Genomic DNA, 18,723 nt, shown 5'->3' with positions numbered 1-18,723 from the left:
TCGCCGGCCTTCGTTCGGTTACGTTTCTTTACGTACAGGACAGTCAATAAGGAAGTTCTGTATACGTAATCGAAAATACGGAGGCGGAAAGTGCCGAGACAACGTAGTCAAAGGCCTCGGAGTGCGAGGCCTGCACACGCAACCAGAATAGGGGTGTTGGCGGCCGCTGCGTTGGTCGCCAGCCCGTTGCTCGCAGCCTGCGGATCCTCCGACAGCAGCACACCTGTACTGAGTTTCTACACCGCAGCGGACGGCGCCGAGCAGTACGCCGCCGCTGCGGAGGCGTGTTCGGCCGCGTCGAACGGACGCTATCGAGTGGAACAGCGAACTCTCCCCAAGAGCGCGAACGATCAGCGACTGCAGTTGGCCCGACGTCTGGCGGGCAACGACAATTCGTTGGACCTGATGACCCTCGACGTGGTGTGGACCGCCGAGTTCGCCGAGGCCGGCTGGGCACTTCCGGTCCCGGATGATCTCGCCGCCAAGCTCGAAGGCGGCGCCACCCTGGAAGGCCCGCTCGAAACGGCGCAGTGGCAGGACCAGCTGTACGCGGTTCCACTGAACTCCAACACGCAGCTGCTGTGGTACCGACCCGATCAGGTGCCGGGTGGTCAGCCGCCGCAGACGTGGGACCAGATGATCGACGAAGCCGAATCGAACGCGGCCGAAGGCAAACCCGCGTACATCGGCGTCCAGGCCAAGCAGTACGAGGGCCTGATGGTGTGGTTCAACAGCCTCCTCGTCAGCGCAGGCGGTCAGGTCGTCGCCGACGACGGTACGACGGTGACCCTGAACGACACTCCCGAGCATCGTGCGGCGACCGAGAAGACACTCGAGATCATGAAGCGCGTCGCCACGGCCGACGGCCACGACCCGTCGATCTCGCAGACCGACGAGGCCACCGCCCGTCTCGGTATGGAGGCCGGCAACTCGGCATTCCAGGTCAACTACCCGTTCGTGCTCCCGGGCATCAAGGAGAACGCGGCAGCCGGGGCAGTACCGTTCCTCGATCTGACGAACGTCCCTGCGGACCAACAGGATGCCAAGGTCGCCGAGGTGTTCCGCAGCGCGCCGTACCCGGCGGTGATCCCGGATACTCCGGCCAAGGTGACCATCGGTGGCTTCAACATCGGCGTCGCCAAGACCACTCAGCACGAGGACCTCGCGTGGGAAGCCGTCGAGTGTCTGACCAACGAGGACAACCAGCGCAACAACGCCGTCAACGGCGGAGTTCCGCCGGTGCTGGCACAGCTGTATCAGGACCCTGAATTCCAGGCCGTCTACCCGGCGTGGGAAGGCGTACTCGACTCCATCGAGAACGCCGCGGTCCGACCCGTCTCACCTGCCTACCAGAGCATTTCGATCCTGCTTGCCGACGCGCTCAATCCACCTCAGAACATCGATCCCGTTGCGGACGTGGACAAGCTCGCCGACCTGGTCTCCAAGGCTGTCAATTCGGAAGGGCTGATTCCATGAGCGAGACGTTGGACAAACAGGAGATCCTGAAGAAGGTCTCCGACGGCAAGAAGGCCGAACGTCGGCTCGGTCTGACGTTGATCGCTCCCGCCGCGATCATGATGATCGCGGTGACCGGATACCCGATCATCTACGCCTTCTGGCTCAGCCTGCAGAAGTACAACCTCGCGTTCCCCGACGATCGTGAGTTCGTCGGAATCTCCAACTACGTCACCGTTCTCACCGACGGATACTGGTGGACGGCGTTCGGTGTCACCACCGCGATCACCATCATCTCGGTGATCATCGAATTCGTACTCGGCCTCGCGGTAGCGCTCATCATGCACCGCACGATCTTCGGCCGCGGACTGGTGCGCACGGTCGTGTTGATCCCGTACGGCATCGTCACCGTCGCCGCCGCCTACAGCTGGTACTACGCGTGGACGCCGGGCACCGGCTACCTCGCCAACCTGCTGCCCGACGGCAGTGCCCCACTGACCGAGCAGATTCCGTCGCTCGCCATCGTCGTGCTCGCCGAGGTGTGGAAGACGACGCCGTTCATGGCCCTGCTTCTGCTGGCCGGTCTCGCACTCGTCCCGGACGATCTGCTCAAGGCCGCGCAGGTGGACGGCGCGGGAGCGTGGACACGGTTGGTGCGCATCACAATCCCGCTGATGAAACCGGCGATCCTCGTTGCGCTGCTGTTCCGCACACTCGACGCATTCCGCATCTTCGACAACATCTACGTGCTCACCAAAGGCAGCAACGGCACGGGATCGGTGTCGATTCTCGGCTACGACAACCTGTTCGGAGCGTTCAACCTCGGACTCGGCTCGGCGATCAGCGTTCTGATCTTCTTCTGCGTCGCCATCATCGCGTTCGTGTTCATCAAATTGTTCGGTGCGTCGGCGCCGGGCTCGGACGACGGAGGCCGTAAGTAATGACGACCGTGACGCCTCGCAAGAAGGTCGGTTGGACCGTCATCAATGCGCTCGTGCTGCTGTACGCGCTCATCCCACTGGCATGGATCATCAGCTTGTCGTTCAAATCGACGGCCACCATCGCCGACGGCAAGTTCATTCCGAGCTCGTTCACCCTGGACAACTACAAGGGCATCTTCCAGACCAACCAGTTCACCTCGGCACTGATCAACTCGATCGGAATCGGACTGATCACCACGGTCATCGCCGTCGTGATCGGAACCATGGCTGCCTACGCCGTCGCTCGCCTCGACTTTCCGGGCAAGAAGGCGCTCGTCGGTGCGGCTCTGCTCATCGCGATGTTCCCGCAGATCTCGCTCGTGACACCGTTGTTCGACATCGAACGCGCCATCGGCCTGTTCGACACGTGGCCGGGCCTGATCATTCCGTACATCACGTTCGCGTTGCCGCTCGCGATCTACACGCTGTCGGCGTTCTTCCGGGAAATCCCCTGGGAGTTGGAGAAGGCCGCCAAGATGGACGGCGCGACACCGGCACAGGCATTCCGCAAGGTGATCGCACCACTGGCGGCACCCGGCATCGTCACGGCCGCGATCCTGGTGTTCATCTTCGCCTGGAACGACCTACTGCTGGCGATCTCGCTGACCGCGACGGAGCGATCCATCACCGTTCCGGCCGCGATCTCGCAGTTCACCGGTAGCTCTCAGTTCGAGGAGCCGACAGGGTCCATCGCCGCGGCTGCCGTGGTCATCACCATTCCGATCATCATCTTCGTGCTCTTCTTCCAACGACGTATCGTGGCGGGCTTGACGTCCGGCGCAGTGAAGGGATAACCGTCATGGCCGAAATCGTTCTCGACAAAGTCACCAAGCTCTACCCGGACGGCGCGGCTGCGGTCAGCGACGTCGACATCACCATCGCCGACGGCGAATTCATCATTCTCGTCGGTCCGTCGGGCTGCGGAAAGTCGACGACGCTCAACATGATCGCCGGTCTGGAGGACATCTCCTCGGGTGAGCTGCGCATCGCAGGCGAACGCGTCAACGAGCGGGCACCGAAGGACCGCGACATCGCGATGGTGTTCCAGTCCTACGCGCTGTACCCGCACATGACGGTGCGTCAGAACATCGCGTTTCCGCTGACGCTCGCGAAGCTCAGCAAGGACGAGATCAACACCAAGGTCGAGGAAGCAGCGAAGATCCTGGACCTGAGTCAGCACCTGGACCGCAAGCCGTCGAATCTGTCGGGTGGTCAGCGTCAGCGAGTCGCGATGGGCCGGGCCATCGTTCGTACACCCAAGGCGTTCCTGATGGACGAGCCGCTGTCCAACCTCGACGCCAAGCTGCGCGTGCAGACGCGTGCGGAGATCTCGCGGTTGCAGAAACGTCTCGGCACGACGACGGTGTACGTCACGCACGATCAGACCGAGGCCATGACGCTCGGGGACCGGGTCGTCGTACTGCGGGGTGGGCTCGTGCAGCAGATCGGATCGCCCCAGGAGCTGTACGACAAGCCGCGCAACCTGTTCGTGGGCGGGTTCATCGGATCGCCGTCGATGAACTTCGTTCCGGGCCAGCTCACGTCGGACGGGGTGCAGACGGACCTCGGCACCTTCGAACTGCCGCACGAGCGTCGTCAGGCGATCGCGCAGAAGAACCCGGGCAAGGACGTCGTCGTCGGTATCCGTCCGGAGCACTTCGAGGACGCGGCGTTGATCGATTCCTATCAGAAGTTGAACGGTGCGACGTTCACCGCGAGGGTGGATGTTCTGGAGTCGATGGGCAGCGACAAGTACGTGTACTTCGAGTCCAAGGGCAGCAAGGTGCAGTCCGCGGAGTTGCAGGAACTGGCTGCGGACGCCGGTCTCGGGGACACCGGAGGTGCTCAGATCGTCGCCCGTCTGGCCGCGGAGTCGGCGGCCCGCGAGGGCGGCGACGTCGAGCTGTGGTTCGATCCGGGCAAGATCTCGGTGTTCGACCAGGCCTCGGGTGACAACCTGACGCTGTAGAGGGCTCTACCCCCTGTGTGAGTGGAAATGTAGGCCCTGGGCCACCGGAGCGGAGTCGGCGAAGCGACCCGAAGACACATTTCCACTCACACAGGGGAAGCGAGCTACAGGGACGAGCCGGTGGACAAGCCCTGGAAGAACCCGGGCGCGAAGTTCGGAATGTCGGTCGGCGCCGGGGCGGGGGCAGGCGCGGGGACCGGTTGAGCCGGAGCCAGATTCGGCAACTGGAACTGCGGAAGCTCCCATTGAGGCTGAGCCTGCTGATGTCCCTGCTCGTCACGGATCGGATCGGCCGAGGCGGTACCCACCACCGCGACGAGCGGAACGGCAACCAGTACCCCGGTGACAGCGGTGCGGGACAAAATCTTTCGAGCGTTCATTCGGATTCCCTTTCGTGTGCGTACAACTCGAATCTAGGTACGCACGGAAGGGTCCGAAAGGGAGAAGCGGCTACTCCCAGAACGTCAGCAGTCTTCTGCCAGGATGCGCTCACCAGCGGATGCGCGTGCTTTTGCCTGCTCGGAATCGCCTCCGACCGTGGAGGCTGCTGTGAGTGTGCTCCGAGTCGCGCGGGGTACGCGGATCGCGAAGGCGGACAGGGTCGCAATGGCGCACGCGAGTGCACCGACCAGGAACGCTGCGGTGTAGACGATCTCGCGAGGAACAGATGTACTCGCGATCGTGTAGGTGGCGAGCATCGTCGTCAGGACCGCGCTCGCAATGGATGTCCCGACTGTTCGAACGATGGAGTTGACGCTGTTCGCGACGCCGGTGTCCGCCGGAGAGACCTCGGCCATCAGCAGGTTCGGGATCGAGGCGAAGGCCAGCGACACGAAGACGTTGACGATCGACGACGCGAGAATCACCTGCCACGTCGTGTCGTGGAACAACGCGAACTGGATGAATCCGACGATGCCGATCGCGCCGCCGCCGATCAGAACCGGCCGTGGGCCGAACCGTCGGATCAGCCCACCGCTCAACGTCGCCGCGACGACGCCCACCGCGGCACCGGGGAGCAGGTAGACGACGCTGGCGGACAGCACGTCGGCGCCGAAACCGTATCCGGCGACCTCGCGCGGTGTCTGCACGAAGTACGAGCACGCCAGGAAGTTGACGAACATGCCGATGCCGACGAACAGCGTCGCGACGCTCGTTGCGAGCAGTGGGCCGTGGGTCAGCATGCGCGGCGCGACGAGCGGGGCGGCAATGCGGTTCTCGAATATCCACCAGCAGGCGAGGACGACGATGCCGCCGACAGCGCAGAGAACCGTCGGAATCGATCCCCAACCCCACGACCGGCCCTGTGTCAGTGCGAGGAAGAGAAGTACCAGTGCGGCCGCGAGCAGGATCGCACCCCACCAGTCGACCGAGCCGGTTCCGGTGCGTGCGCGCGTGGGAACACCGAACCAGACGAGTGCGATCGCCGCGGCGACGAAAGCGACGGTGAGCCAGAACACACGGTGATAGTCCGCGCCGTCGGCCGTCAGGACTCCGGTGAGCACGAGACCGAACCCACCGCCCGCGCCGAGAGTGCCGGACAGAATGGCCATCGATCCGACAAGGCGGCGCGGGGGCATTTCGTCGCGCAGCAGAGCGAGGGAGATGGGAAACAGCGCGTAGGACAGACCCTGGAGGACGCGTCCGGCGAGCAGAAGTGGCAAGGATTCGGTGACGGCGGCCAGGAGCGATCCGAGCAACACGAGAACCAGGACGGCGATGAGGACGGGTCGCTTGCCGTGCAGGTCGGCGAGGCGACCGATGACGGGGGTCGCGACGACGGCGGCCAGTAGGTTGGCCGTCAGGACCCAACCGGCCGCTGTCGTGCTGACGCCGAGCTGTGTACCGATCGTGCCGATGATGGGGACCACCATCGTCTGAAGGACAGCAAGTGTCATGACGACGAAACAGAGGCCGGGAAGCAGCAGGCGTCCAGGGTGGATCTCGTCGGTGCGAGCCTGGGTGGGCATGACGAAAACCTCGTTACTTTTTCACAAGAGCTAAAGGGAAGACCAAAAGTTTGATGTGTGCATCTAAGTAACTATCAGGTTTGTGCCCGCCGGGAAAGACGAGCGGTGTTCTACGGAGTGCGCGAGCTGCGAGCGCGCTGGCGAAGCTCGGACACGATCTCGTCGTTCCAGATGTGTTCGCGGACCAATCGGTACCGCTCTCGGCTCATCCACATGTACGCCTCGGCGTCGGTCCGGCCCTCGAGAATGTCGGCGGCCCGGACCATCCTGACGACGGGCAGGAACTCCTCACCGAACCATCGGCGCGCGACGGTCGCCCGGTCCACGAATTCGCCCAACTCCTGCATCAACCTGAAACCCCACGCTTCGACCGACTCGCTCAGCTCGGCGTAATCGAACGGGTCGGTCACGGTGACGGCCTCACGAGCCTTCCCGACGAGGGGGACCCGGGACAGGAAAATCCGTCGGTGATCCTTGATCAGCAGGTCACCGCGCCGAGTGATTCCTTCGGGGGAGATGCGGGTGACGATTTCCGTGACGAGCGCGTCGATCGTGGTGCGGTGCATCGCGAACGCGATCGACACCCGGTGATGGCCGTCGAGCACGAAATGCATGGAACCGATGCGGTAGACCTGAATCGGCGGCATCGCCTCGCCTCGCCGCTGCGCCGCAGCAAGACGCTGCCACCGCTCCCTGATCCGAGCCGACGTCGGCCTGAAGAACCGGTCGAAGTCCCGGGTGCGGTCGACACTGCCGACGATCGAATCGACACGAATGACCTGAACACCCAGTTGGCGTTCACCGACCTTGCCGAGCGCGGCGACCACCTCGTCGAACGGCAGGATCGTGTTGATGTCGTCGGGTTGGCGACGCAACCAGCCGACGAGACGCGCCACATCGGCACGCCGACGCTGACGGGTGAAGTCGTTCTCGGCGTCGGCCGCGGGGAATCCGGTGTCACGTGCCATGGCGTCGCCTCACGATGGTCGGTGCTGTGATCTCCCGAGCCCCTCCACCGGGTTCTATGTCCAGCAAGGTGTAGCCGACGGTGTTCACGACGGCTGTGTCGTGCAGTCGAAGATCCGGAGGTGACTGCCCGTGCGGATGAATGTGCCCGTGCAGCAGAACCTGCGGTCGAAGAGACTGCACCGTGTCGTGCAGGCACTCGAATCCGATGTGAGCGGGATCGGTGTCGTCTCCGACGCCGAACGGTGGACTGTGCGTCAGCAGTACATCGACGCCGCGGTCGTCGCCCCGGACCTTCTCTGCCCACGTCTTGGTCCGTGTCAACGTCCGTGCCCGACGCCTCTGTTGGCGCTGGGTCCACTGGTTGGGTCCGCCGTTGTAGCGGATGGACCCGCCGAGACCGGCGATGCGAAGGCCCGCTGCGGTCACGATCCGACGATCCGCGTTGACGGCGCCGACGGGGCCCGGCCAGGTGCTCGGCAGTCCCGCCCGCATCCATCCGGCGCGTCCGGCCGAGTAGCCCGTCAGGTCGGCGTCGTGGTTTCCCGGCACGAACACGCACGGCGCGTTCAGGGCGTCGGTCAGATACTCGAGGTAGTCGAAGGGGAGGTCTCCCGCGCCGAGAACGAGGTCGACGTCCAGTGAACGCACCTGAGAACTCCACAGGCTTTCGATCGTTTCGTCGGAGACGGCAAGGACAGAGACCACGCGGACGACGCTACCGGGCAGCGGTGGTGTTGGATGGACTTCGTGAGCGACAGTGTCATAGCTCGGGTACGCAGTCATCTGCTTGCCGCGATCGGAGACGAGAAGCCGACGCCGTTCTCGGTGACGTTCCTCGGTCTCGAATCGTTGGACGTGTTGACGTTCTTCCCGCGACGCGACGAGTTCGCCCGGTTCGTGACGCTCGGTTGTTCGAGGTATCCGATGTCGGATCCGAGCGAGATGATCGCCGACGCCACCCGCGGTCCTCGCGCCGAGCTGATTCTCGTCACCAGAGTGTTCGACGGGATCGACAAGGATTTCCTGCGGAACCTGGCCAAGCTTGCCGCGACGCCGTCCGTCGAGGGTGTCGTGCTCCGCGAGGATCTTCTGCTGGATCTCGGTGAACCATTGTGGGCGGGTGCGCCGTTCACGGCGGTGCTGCTCGGGCGCAGCGACATCGAGGATCTCGAGCTGCCCGAGCCTGCCGACCCGGTCCAGTTTCTCGATGTCGTGCCGATCACGGGCACCGAGGCGGCGTGGGTTCGGCTGCGCGGCGCCGAGGCCCTGCGCGACGCGTGGACGGAAGCGGGAATCGACGTCCGTGACCCGAGCCGGTCCGCCGTGACGCTCTAGAGCCAGTCGTTCTTGCGGAACGTCGCGAACAATCCCACGCAGGCCACGGCCACCACGGCGACGACGATGTAATACCCGTACTTCCAATGCAGTTCGGGAATGTTGTCGAAGTTCATCCCGTAGATGCCGGCCACCATCGTCGGCAGGGCTGCGATGGCCACCCACGCCGAGATCTTGCGCATGTCCATGTTCTGCTGCATCGTCACCCGCGCCAGCGCGGCGTCGACGAGCGAGCTCAGAACCTCGTCGAACTCCGCTACCCGTTCCGCGACCAGAGTGTGATGGTCCTGCACGTCGCGCAGGTAGCGTCGAACCGCTTTGGGGACAGGGTTCTCCGAGCTCTGAGCCAGCTGATTCAACGGCGTCGACAACGGCGTGACGGATCGTCGAAGTTCGACGACCTCACGCTTGAGCAGATAGATGTTCTCGATCGGTACGTGATGGTGAGGCGAGAAGACCTCTTCCTCCATGACGTCGACATCTCGCTCGATCGAGCCGGTGACCTCGAGATATTCGTCGACGACGTGGTCGGCGACGGCGTGCAGAACGGCCGACGGCCCCAGAGCCAGCTGCTCGGGATTGTTCTCGAGCGTTCGCCGCACACCGGACAACCCCGAATGCTCGCCGTGGCGCACGGTGATGACGAAGTCCCGTCCGAGGAACACCATGATCTCGCCGCTCTCGACGATTTCGTTGGCCGTGGTCACCGATTCGTGTTCGACGTAGCTGATGGTGCGCAGAACGAGGAACAACACGTCGTCGTAGCGCTCCAACTTGGGACGCTGATGCGCGTGGACGGCGTCCTCGACCATCAGTTCGTGGAGGCCGTAGCACTGCGCGACACCGTCCATCTGACCCTCGTCCGGGGCATGCAGACCGAGCCAGACGAAGCCTTCCCCTCGCTTGCGGACCTCGGCTATCGCCGCCGAATGCGTGTACTTGCCCGGCAGCCGGTGCCCGTCGACGTAGACCGCGCAATCGACGATCGCGCGAGCGGTGGGTACGGGAACCTTCGGTCCGGCTGCCTGTCCACGATTGGACGGCCGCAGGGAGTGGAGCGACGGAAGCGACGGCCTCGGAGGTAGAGACGGCATGGCGCGAATCGTACGCCTGCGATACCAACGCCCGGTGCGCCTGAGACACTGGCTGTCGTGCGCATCGACCTCCACACCCACTCCTCGGTCTCCGACGGCACCGACACTCCCGCGGAGCTGGTCCGCGCCGCTCGTACCGCCGGACTCGACGTCGTCGCGCTGACCGATCACGACACCACATCGGGGTGGGACGAGGCCCTCGATGCAGCCCCGACCGGACTGACCGTCGTGCGCGGTATGGAGATGTCGTGCGTCGGCCGAGGGGAAGACGGCAAGCCGGTCCCGGTGCATCTTCTGGCCTACCTGTTCGATCCGAACGACTCGAGCTTCGCCGACGAACTCGCCCGCCTTCGAGGGGAGCGAGCGGCCAGAATCCGGCTGATGGCCGAGCGTCTAGCCGCTGACATCCCAGGCATCGTCCCCGACGACATCATCGCGGCCACCGGCGAATCGGCAGGCAGGCCTCACCTCGCCCGAGCCCTCGTCGACCTCGGCGCCGTCGACAGCGTTCAGCACGCGTTCGACGGCTACCTGTCGACGACCAGCCCGTACTACGTCGACAAAGTGGACACACCGATCCAGCGGGCCGTGGAGATGATCGCGGCGGCAGGGGGCGTCAGCGTCGTCGCGCACGCCCGTGCACGCAAACGCGGACGGATTCTCGACCCGAACCACATCCGAGAACTCGTCCCGCACGGTCTCGGCGGCGTCGAAGTCTTCCACGCCGACCACGACGAGCCGGACACCCACTTCATGCACGAACTCGCCGACGAACTCGGCATCATCGCGACCGGATCGTCGGACTACCACGGAGCGAACAAACCCCTGAAGCTCGGAGAACACACCACCGCGCCGGACCAGTACGAGCGCATCCTCCGCGCGGCGACAGGGTCGACGGTCCCGTCGTGAGCTTCGACACGACCCTCTACCTCACCGTCCTGATCACCCTGTTCGTGATCATGGACCCGCCCGGTGCCATCCCGGTGTTCCTCTCCCTCGTCGGACGCAAGAGCAAGGAAGCACGCAACCGCGCCGCATGGCAGGCACCGGCGGTATCGCTCACCGTCATCACCGTGTTCGCGATCGGTGGCCAGGCCATCCTGAACTACCTGCACATCGGTATCCCCGCACTGCAAGGCGCAGGAGGACTGCTCCTGCTCATCATCGCGCTGTCCCTGCTCACCGGACGCGGAGCCGGCGGCGGCGCCGAAGCCGAAGACGTCAACGTGGCACTCGTCCCTCTGGGAACCCCACTGATGGCCGGGCCGGGAGCAATCGCCGCCGTGATCGTCAACGTCAGCCAAGCCGAAGGACACGTCGGATCCCTCCTCGCGGTCGCACTCGCAATCGTGACCATCCACCTCGTGTTCTTCCTCGTCCTCCGATTCTCGACCGTCCTCATCCGCATCCTCGGCGAAGGCGGCATCACACTGCTCGCCCGCATCGCAGGTCTACTGCTGGCCGCAATCGCGGTCCAGCTCATCGCGGACTCCGTCCGCGGATTCATCACAGGAGGCTGACGGTTTGCTACGAGGTTTGAGTGGGGCCGTCACCGCGGGCCTCGTCGTACTGGCCGTCGTCGTCGCCGGCGCACAGTATCTCGGCAGCCAACGGGGATTCCCCGGCCCGGGAACAGTATCCGTCGCCGCGCACATCGCCGCAGCCATCGGCGCCGTCGTGATCCAGCACTTCGCGGATCACCGACGCCGCGCCGTCTCCGTCATCGCATCACTACTTGTCCTCGCCGTCGCCGGCATCCTGCTGTGGACACAGTGGTGGGGCTGACGCGGGCTCACTCCGCAGGCTCCGCTCGCGGGTGGGGCTGACGCGGGCTCACTCCGCAGGCTCCGCTCGCGGGTGGGGCTGACGCAGGCTCACTCCGCAGGCTCCGCTCGCGGGTGGGGCTGACGCCGCGGGCTCAGTCCGTCCTGGACCGCAGTCGACGGCCGGGATGTTTGCGCATCACGCGGTCCCGGTGGCAGACTGACCGACCAGTGCAGCCTGCGGTGCCACAGCGCCCGGCTCTTGTCTGCGACGGCGTCACCCGCCTCACGCCATCTTCGTGATTTCCCGACGCTTTTACGCGTCTTTACGTGACTGGGGCAACTAACGTGACTGCTGTGACCGAATCCATCGACAACGCCATCGACCCGACCGCCATCACCGACGAGGACATCTTTCTCGGCCACGTCGGCGGAAAACTCTCGGTCGAACTGACTGCGCCGTTGGACACGCAGCGGGACTTGTCCATCGCTTACACGCCCGGCGTCGCGCAGGTCAGCCGCGCGATCGCGTCCGACGCCTCGCTGGCGAAGCAGTACACGTGGACCGACCGTCTCGTCGCCGTCATCACCGACGGATCGGCTGTTCTCGGACTCGGCGACATCGGACCACGCGCGTCGCTTCCCGTCATGGAAGGCAAGGCGGCGCTGTTCAAAAGGTTCGCCGGCCTCAACTCCATCCCGATCGTTCTCGACACGAACGATGTCGACGAGATCGTCGACACCATCGTCCGGCTCCGCCACAGTTTCGGTGCGGTCAATCTGGAGGACATTTCTGCGCCCCGCTGCTTCGAGATCGAGAAGCGGGTCGTCGAGGCTCTCGACTGCCCGGTGATGCACGACGACCAGCACGGCACCGCCATCGTGGCGCTCGCAGCACTCAACGGCGCCGCGAAGTTCCAGGGCCGACGTACCTCCGAACTGAAGATCGTGATCTCCGGAGCGGGCGCCGCTGGAGTCGCATGTGCCAACATCTTTCTCGCAGCGGGTATCTCGGATGTCGTGGTGCTGGACTCTAGAGGCATCGTCTCCGCCGACCGCGGTGACCTGAACGCCGTCAAGGTCGATCTCGCTGCACGCACCAACCCGCGTGGACTGTCCGGTGGGGCAGGGGATGCGCTCGTCGGCGCGGACGTGTTCCTCGGGGTCTCTGCGGGCAAGATCGACGAGAGCTACATCGCGTCGATGGCGCCGCACTCCATCGTCTTTGCATTGTCGAACCCCGACCCGGAGATTCATCCGGAACGGGCTGCGCTGTACGCGTCGATCGTCGCGACCGGTCGCAGCGACTTTCCCAATCAGATCAACAATGTGCTCGCCTTCCCCGGCGTGTTCAGAGGCGCACTCGACGCCGGAGCGCGACGGATCACCGAAGGCATGAAACTCGCCGCCGCCGAGGCAATCCTCTCGGTACTCGGCGACGAGCTGGCTGCGGACAAAATCGTGCCCAGCCCGCTCGACCCTCGCGTCGCCCCGGCCGTTGCGGACGCAGTTGCGGCAGCAGCGCGAGCCGAGGGTGTCGCGTAGGACAGGGAAACGAAGCGCCCCGAATCACGCCTTACCTGGCCGTGGTTCGGGGCGCTTTCCCGCGTAGGGTCAGCCGGCCGGTGCCGGAGCGAACGTGGCGTCTGGTCAGTCTGACTGACTGAAGGGTTCTTTCGCTCCAGAAACCGGACTGTCGGCGTGAGGGTTAGAACGAAATGTGGCCGTTGGTCGAGCTAGTGCAGGTTCGGTGTTCGACGCAGCCGGCCGGTGCCGGGCACGGACGCGTACACCGCGAGGGCGAGGAGGCCGTCGACGACGAGTGCGAGCACGGCAACCAGGATGGCGCCGACGAGAACTCGGTCGTAACTGTAGAGCGCCAGACCGTCGAAGATGTAGCGGCCGAGCCCGCCGAGGTTGACGTAGGCCGCGACGGTCGCGGTAGCGATGACCTGCAGGGTGGTGTTGCGAAGACCGCCGAGAATCAAGGGCATCGCGTTGGGGATCTCGACTCGGAACAACACTTGCAATTCGGTCATGCCCATAGCGCGTGCTGCATCGACGACGTCTGCGTTCACGTTCGCCACTCCGGCGTACGTTCCGGCGAGCATCGGCGGAATGCCCAGTAGGACAAGGGCGATGATCGGTGGAACGAGCCCGAGACCGATGAGCAGCACGAGGAACACGAGCACGCCGAGCGTCGGAAGCGAACGAAGGGCGTTGACGAGTCCGACGATCAGCACCTCGCCGCGGCGCAAGTGCCCGATCAGCAGCCCGACGGGTACTGCGATCGCCGAGGAGACGACGACGGCGATGAAGCTGTACCAGATGTGTTCGAGGATCCGTGCGCCGATTCCGGTGCTGCCCTCCCAGTTCGCCGGGTCGGTCATGTACGCGAAGGCGTCGGTGAAGATGTTCATGCCCGTGCTCGCTTCTTGCCTGCCGACGTTCCGATACGGGTCCACGGCGTCAGTCGACGCCCCAGCAGATACAGCGCAGCGTCGAAGATCAGCGCCAGGAACACGATGGAGATGATCCCCGCGACGATCTGATCCGGGTAGTCACGCTGGTACCCCTGGGTGAACAACTGGCCGAGACCGCCGATGCCGATGACCGAACCGACGGAGACGAGCGAGATGTTGGTGACGGCGACAACGCGGATGCCTGCCACGAGAACCGGAAGTGCCAGTGGCAGTTCCACTCCGATCGCGCGGCGCAACGAGGTGTAGCCCATCGCCTGCGCGGAGTCGACGACGGCGAACGGCACCGAATCGAGTGCTTCGGGGACCACTCTGATCAGGAGCGCGGTGGAGTACACGGCGAGAGCGATGACGACGTTGATCTCGTCGAGAATCCTGGTGCCGAGGATGGCTGGGATGGTCACGAACAAGGCGAGCGACGGGATGGTGAACGCGATGCTGGCCACCGTCAACGTGATTCGGCGGATCCACGAGACGTTGCGAACCAGAGTGCCGACGGGGACCGCGATTGCGAGTCCGATGAGCAGGGGGACCAAGGACAGGTACAGATGAGTCTTGGTCAGGTCGAGAACGACGTCGAAATTGTCGACGAGCCAACGCATCAGAGCGACCCGAAGTGGTGCTCGTTGCGCGCCTCGTCCTCGGCGCGGCGTTGTGCCGCCAGATGCTCGAGAATTTCCGAGCCGTCGAGACTGCCGACGACCGCACCCGACTCGTCCACAGCGACACCGATTCCGGACGGAGACGAAATGGCTGCGTCCAGCGCCTGTCGGAGGTCACCTCCGACGGTGAACAGCGACCCGCCTGCCGCGGTGCTTTCCTGAACACTGCGCCCGGCGCGGATGCCCTCGACACCGGTGACGTCGATCCAACCCAGCGGCGCACGATCGGCCGTGACGACGAGAACCCACTGGCCCTGCTCGAGCCGGAGGCCGTCGAGTTTCTCGACCGGAGAGGTGTCGATGTCGTGCACGGGAACGGCGTCGGCGCTGCGGAAGGACAATCCGCGGTAGCCGCGATCGCGTCCGACGAACGAGGCCACGAAATCCGTTGCGGGTGAAGAGAGTACGACCTCCGGCCGGTCGTACTGCTGAAGCCTGCCTCCCGTCCCGAAGACGGCGATACGGTCCCCGAGGCGTACGGCCTCGTCGATGTCGTGGGTGACGAACACGATCGTCTTCTTCAGCTCGGCCTGCAGCCGGAGCATTTCGGTCTGCAGGTCCTCGCGAACGACCGGATCGACGGCGCTGAACGGCTCGTCCATCAACAGGATGGGTGGGTCCGCAGCCAGTGCACGGGCGACACCGACTCGCTGCTGCTGCCCACCGGACAGCTGAGCCGGATAGCGGTCGGCGAAAGCAGGGTCGAGCCCCACACGTTCGAGGACACCCAGTGCGGCGGTTCGTGCAGCGCGGCGCGACGTGCCCCGCAACACCGGGACCGTCGCGACGTTGTCGACGACGGTCCGGTGGGGGAGCAGACCCGCACTCTGGATGACGTATCCGATACCGCGCCGCAGCTTCACCGCGTCGGACTCGGCGATGTTCTTCCCGTTCACCGTGATCACCCCGGACGTCGGGGTGATCATGCGGTTGATCATCCGCATGGACGTCGTCTTGCCGCAGCCCGACGGCCCGACGAACACCGTGAACGATTCGGCCTCGATGTTCAGATTCAGCGAATCGACCGCGGTGGTGCCGCTGAGAGTGGAGCCTGCGGAACGACCCCCGGCTTCCGGGTATCGCTTGGTGACGTTCTCGAATGTGATCACGTGCGGCTCTCTCTAGGAGACCGGAGTATCCAGTCCCTGTGCGGTGACCCACTGCTGTGCGGCAGCAGCAGGCTCTGTCTTCGACTCACCGGATACGGACTGGTTGAGCGCCAGCAGTTCCTCGGTGGTCAGCTTGTCCGAGATGGCGTTCAGCACCGACGTCAGCTTGTCCGACGTCTTGCCCGCGTTGATGACGGGAATGACGTTCTGCGCGGCGAAGTTGAACTCCGGATCCTCGAGGACGACGAGGTTGTTCTCGGCGATCGACGCGGATGTGGAGAAGATGTCGGCGGCCGTGACCTCGCCGGAGGTCAGCGCGCGGACCGTGGCCGGGCCACCACCGTCGGACAGCGGCACGAAGTTGGCCGGATCGATGTTCACGCCGTAGTTCTCGCTCAGCCCGGGGAGGCCGTAGGTGCGCTCGGCGAACTCGGGAGGTGCACCCAACTTGATCTCACCGGAGTAGGGGGCGAGGTCCGCGATGGACGTCAGATTCCACCGGTCGGCGGTCTCCCTCGTCACGACGATGGAATCCTTGTCCTCCGCCGACGCCGGGTCTGCGACGACGAGGTCCGAGCCCAACGCGTCAGGGAGCGCAGCTTCCACGTCGTCCGCCGACGTTGCCGTGGCCTCGGGATCGAGGTACTGCAGCAAGTTACCGGTGTAGTCCGGGATCACGTCGATGGAGCCGTCCTTCAGTGCCGGGATGTAGGCCTCACGGCTGCCGATGTTCAGGGTCGTGCTGACGTCGAAGCCGTTGACCTTCAGCACCTCGGCGTAGATGTTGGCGATGATCTCCGACTCGGTGAAGTTCGCCGATCCGACCACGATGGAATTGGGGTCGGAATTGGTGTCACCTCCGCCCGAGGACAACGGATCGGAGTCCTCGCCGCCGCATGCAGTGAGAGCGAGGGCCGCTACCGACAGGGCCGCGACAGCGCGCGCAGTTCGGGTGATCTTCACAAGGAATCCTTCCATCGTGTCCAGCCGTCGCGTTCAGCCTGTTCCAGAGCTGTCCGAGCATGCGGGATGGTGCTTCGAGCGAGTCTAGCCATAAGGTTGTCCGGAGTATTTCTCTCGCAGGGCTCTGTTCCCAGCGTGCGAAACGTTAAACCAGACCACCGACAACTACTCCTCGAACGGAGATCTCTCTCGTGCGTGCGTTCGGCAACCGGCTGGTCGGCTCCCTCGTCCTGGCGTCGGTGGTCACCGCATGCAGCGCCGCGGCCGAGCCGACGGACGCGTCGTCGGTGGTGGTCGGTCGCGGAGACGACACGACGAGTGAACTGCTGGCCGAGATCTACGCGGGAGCGATTCGGTCCGCCGGAGTCACCGTGTCGGTCACGGACGGTCTCGGAGAACGCGGTGACTACCTTGCCGCACTCGACGCCGGGGATGTCTCGCTCGTTCCGGATTTCACGGGCGAACTTCTGCGTACGTTCGATTCGACGTCCACGTCGACGGACGCCGAGGATGTCTTCGTCGACCTGAACAGGTCGTTGCCGGAAGGGTTGTCTGTGGGCGACTACGCGCTTGCGGAAGACCGCATTGCTGTCGCGGTAGCGCCCGACGGGCCGCTTGCCGAACTGACGACAGTCTCGGAATTCGTGGACAACCGCGGTAGGGCGACGTGGGGTGTCGTCGGTGATCCGCCCGACCCGGACCCGATGGAGGTCGCCATGCGGCTGGTTCCTAGCGGAACAGGATCTGTGTTCGAGGACATCGCCGTCTACGTCGATGCAGACGCTGCGACAGCCGCACTCGAGTCCGGCGAGATCGGAGCGTTGGTGTTCAGAACGGCATCGCTCGGCCCGGCGGCGGCGAATCTGCTGACCCTCGAGGACGAACAGTCGGCGTTCAGCGCGGAGAACGTCGTGCCGTTGATGCGCACGGGGACGTTGAACGATGCCGCGACAGCGACGTTGAGTGTCGTTGCGGGCGAACTGACCACAGCGGACCTCGCCGACATGATCGGCGAGGTCCGCAGTGGCGGAGAATCAGGCGATGTCGCTGCTCGTTGGCTCGGCGAGCACAACCTCTGACGATCGCAGACGCGCCCCGAGGAAAGCACCGAGGTGGTGAGTCGCCTCGGCGGCCTCGCGCAGTATCGAGGTCTGCAGATGCGCGACGTGCCACAGCTTCTCGTACTCTACGTACTCGACCTCGTTGCCCTGCGTCAGTAGCCGATCGTGAAAATCCACGATCTGCGAGTAGAGCACCTCGGCCTTGCCGACGTGCATGACGATGGGCGGAAGTCCGGACAGGTCTCCGTGCAACGGCGCGAAGCCCTGATCGAGTGGATCCCCGTCGCCCAGGTACGCTTCCGCGGCCGCGAAGGACCAAGCGGTGTTGACGACGATGTCCCGGGGGAACGGCGCGTCGCGAGCACCCGGATCCACCCACGGCGAGATGAGGCCCAGCGCAGCCGGTTTCACACCGTCGTCGACGAGATGCCGGGCCGTCGCGACGGTCAGCCCGCCGCCCGCGGAATCGCCGGCGATGGCAATCCTGTCCGGCGTGTATCCGTGTGCCTTGACGAGTTCGCGGAACGCCGCGACGGCGTCGTTCAGGCCGGCGGGATAGGGGTTCTCGGGCGCCAGGCGATAGTCGAGAACGTACACGGCACTGGCCGATTCGCGCGCCAGGTGGGCAGCGAGCGAACGGTGCGTCGAGATGGATCCGATGGTGTACGCGCCGCCGTGCAGATACAGAATCGCAGTATCGCGCTCGGTTGCTCCGACGGTGATCCGCTCGGCGGGTCGGCCGGCAAGCGTCGTCTTCAGGCTGACGGCGCCGTCGGGCATGGTCTGCAGCGGAGAAGCCAGATCGAGGATCCGTCGCTGCACCGACACCGGCAACCTGGAGTCGAGGGCCAAGCGGTAGAACGGTTTCAGTGCGGCGGCGACCAGCGGAAGCGGCAGGTAGAAGGACTTCATCGTC

20 protein-coding genes are annotated in these 18,723 nt (G+C 64.8%); 10 read left to right on the top strand and 10 right to left on the bottom strand.

What is annotated here, in order from left to right; translation table 11 throughout:
* The first annotated feature begins 153 nt into the window (after positions 1–153).
* From BH95_RS12850 to BH95_RS12835, 4 genes are read left to right on the top strand one after another with little or no spacing between them, the layout of a single operon-like run.
* The gene (locus BH95_RS12850; protein WP_019665373.1) at positions 154–1,476 is read left to right on the top strand and encodes an ABC transporter substrate-binding protein; all 1,323 of its coding nucleotides are present in this window, start codon (positions 154–156) and stop codon (positions 1,474–1,476) included.
* Complete coding sequence (locus BH95_RS12845; RefSeq protein ID WP_019665372.1) at positions 1,473–2,396, top strand: carbohydrate ABC transporter permease; 924 nt, start codon at positions 1,473–1,475, stop codon at positions 2,394–2,396. The genes BH95_RS12850 and BH95_RS12845 overlap by 4 nt, the downstream gene beginning before the upstream one ends.
* Complete coding sequence (locus tag BH95_RS12840) at positions 2,396–3,229, top strand: carbohydrate ABC transporter permease (protein ID WP_019665371.1); 834 nt, start codon at positions 2,396–2,398, stop codon at positions 3,227–3,229. The genes BH95_RS12845 and BH95_RS12840 overlap by 1 nt, the downstream gene beginning before the upstream one ends.
* A 5-nt stretch (positions 3,230–3,234) precedes the next feature.
* A complete protein-coding gene (locus BH95_RS12835; RefSeq protein ID WP_019665370.1) occupies positions 3,235–4,404 on the top strand; it encodes an ABC transporter ATP-binding protein in 1,170 nt (389 codons plus the stop codon).
* Positions 4,405–4,508: 104 nt separating this feature from the next.
* Here BH95_RS12835 and BH95_RS12830 read toward each other — a convergent pair whose 3' ends face one another.
* The 4 genes from BH95_RS12830 to BH95_RS12815 form a co-directional block, all read right to left on the bottom strand.
* Positions 4,509–4,784: a hypothetical protein gene (locus BH95_RS12830; protein ID WP_019665369.1), complete on the bottom strand. Its 276-nt coding sequence runs from the start codon at positions 4,782–4,784 to the stop codon at positions 4,509–4,511.
* A gap of 84 nt (positions 4,785–4,868) precedes the next feature.
* Positions 4,869–6,371, bottom strand: coding sequence for an MFS transporter (locus BH95_RS12825; RefSeq protein ID WP_033188062.1), 1,503 nt, complete (start codon positions 6,369–6,371; stop codon positions 4,869–4,871).
* A gap of 110 nt (positions 6,372–6,481) precedes the next feature.
* The gene (locus tag BH95_RS12820; RefSeq protein WP_019665367.1) at positions 6,482–7,339 is read right to left on the bottom strand and encodes a hypothetical protein; all 858 of its coding nucleotides are present in this window, start codon (positions 7,337–7,339) and stop codon (positions 6,482–6,484) included.
* The gene (locus BH95_RS12815) at positions 7,329–8,045 is read right to left on the bottom strand and encodes a metallophosphoesterase family protein (protein ID WP_037141238.1); all 717 of its coding nucleotides are present in this window, start codon (positions 8,043–8,045) and stop codon (positions 7,329–7,331) included. Before BH95_RS12815 ends, BH95_RS12820 begins: the two co-directional genes overlap by 11 nt.
* A 33-nt stretch (positions 8,046–8,078) precedes the next feature.
* On the opposite strand from BH95_RS12815, the gene BH95_RS12810 reads away from it, so the two are divergent.
* Positions 8,079–8,675 (top strand): suppressor of fused domain protein, encoded by a 597-nt coding sequence (locus tag BH95_RS12810; RefSeq protein ID WP_019665365.1) that lies wholly within the window; start codon positions 8,079–8,081, stop codon positions 8,673–8,675.
* Here the strand turns inward: BH95_RS12810 and BH95_RS12805 are convergent.
* Positions 8,672–9,769: a magnesium and cobalt transport protein CorA gene (locus BH95_RS12805; RefSeq protein WP_026347831.1), complete on the bottom strand. Its 1,098-nt coding sequence runs from the start codon at positions 9,767–9,769 to the stop codon at positions 8,672–8,674. The two genes, BH95_RS12810 and BH95_RS12805, sit on opposite strands and share 4 nt — an antisense overlap.
* Before the next feature lie 57 nt (positions 9,770–9,826).
* Here BH95_RS12805 and BH95_RS28290 point away from each other — a divergent pair, with 57 nt between their 5' ends.
* From BH95_RS28290 to BH95_RS12790, 4 genes are all read left to right on the top strand, one after another.
* Positions 9,827–10,678 carry a PHP domain-containing protein gene (locus tag BH95_RS28290; protein ID WP_020113102.1) on the top strand — a complete coding sequence of 284 codons (852 nt, stop codon included), beginning with the start codon at positions 9,827–9,829 and terminating at the stop codon, positions 10,676–10,678.
* The gene (locus tag BH95_RS12800; RefSeq protein ID WP_019665362.1) at positions 10,675–11,289 is read left to right on the top strand and encodes a MarC family protein; all 615 of its coding nucleotides are present in this window, start codon (positions 10,675–10,677) and stop codon (positions 11,287–11,289) included. Before BH95_RS28290 ends, BH95_RS12800 begins: the two co-directional genes overlap by 4 nt.
* A gap of 16 nt (positions 11,290–11,305) precedes the next feature.
* Positions 11,306–11,554 (top strand): hypothetical protein, encoded by a 249-nt coding sequence (locus tag BH95_RS12795; protein WP_019665361.1) that lies wholly within the window; start codon positions 11,306–11,308, stop codon positions 11,552–11,554.
* A gap of 326 nt (positions 11,555–11,880) precedes the next feature.
* Positions 11,881–13,077 (top strand): NAD(P)-dependent malic enzyme, encoded by a 1,197-nt coding sequence (locus BH95_RS12790; protein ID WP_020113101.1) that lies wholly within the window; start codon positions 11,881–11,883, stop codon positions 13,075–13,077.
* Between the two features lie 191 nt (positions 13,078–13,268).
* Here BH95_RS12790 and BH95_RS12785 read toward each other — a convergent pair whose 3' ends face one another.
* The 4 genes from BH95_RS12785 to BH95_RS12770 are packed head-to-tail and all read right to left on the bottom strand — an operon-like array spanning position 13,269 to position 16,761.
* Positions 13,269–13,952, bottom strand: coding sequence for an ABC transporter permease (locus BH95_RS12785; RefSeq protein ID WP_037141242.1), 684 nt, complete (start codon positions 13,950–13,952; stop codon positions 13,269–13,271).
* Positions 13,949–14,614, bottom strand: a complete 666-nt coding sequence (locus BH95_RS12780; protein ID WP_019665358.1) for an ABC transporter permease — start codon at positions 14,612–14,614, stop codon at positions 13,949–13,951. The genes BH95_RS12785 and BH95_RS12780 overlap by 4 nt, the downstream gene beginning before the upstream one ends.
* On the bottom strand, positions 14,614–15,783 hold the full coding sequence (locus tag BH95_RS12775; RefSeq protein WP_019665357.1) for an ABC transporter ATP-binding protein: 1,170 nt from the start codon (positions 15,781–15,783) through the stop codon (positions 14,614–14,616). The genes BH95_RS12780 and BH95_RS12775 overlap by 1 nt, the downstream gene beginning before the upstream one ends.
* A 12-nt stretch (positions 15,784–15,795) precedes the next feature.
* A complete protein-coding gene (locus tag BH95_RS12770; protein WP_170947450.1) occupies positions 15,796–16,761 on the bottom strand; it encodes an ABC transporter substrate-binding protein in 966 nt (321 codons plus the stop codon).
* A 176-nt stretch (positions 16,762–16,937) separates the two neighbouring features.
* On the opposite strand from BH95_RS12770, the gene BH95_RS12765 reads away from it, so the two are divergent.
* Complete coding sequence (locus BH95_RS12765) at positions 16,938–17,825, top strand: glycine betaine ABC transporter substrate-binding protein (RefSeq protein WP_037182631.1); 888 nt, start codon at positions 16,938–16,940, stop codon at positions 17,823–17,825.
* Here the strand turns inward: BH95_RS12765 and BH95_RS12760 are convergent.
* Entirely contained in the window at positions 17,781–18,719 is a 939-nt protein-coding gene (locus BH95_RS12760; protein WP_037182630.1) for an alpha/beta hydrolase, read from the bottom strand. The two genes, BH95_RS12765 and BH95_RS12760, sit on opposite strands and share 45 nt — an antisense overlap.
* Between the last annotated feature and the right edge of the window lie 4 nt (positions 18,720–18,723).

The organism is Rhodococcoides fascians A44A (assembly GCF_000760735.1).
GTDB classification, from domain to species: domain Bacteria; phylum Actinomycetota; class Actinomycetes; order Mycobacteriales; family Mycobacteriaceae; genus Rhodococcoides; species Rhodococcoides fascians_E.
Note: the sequence above shows the minus strand (reverse complement) of the source record. Positions and strands in the feature narration are given on the sequence as shown.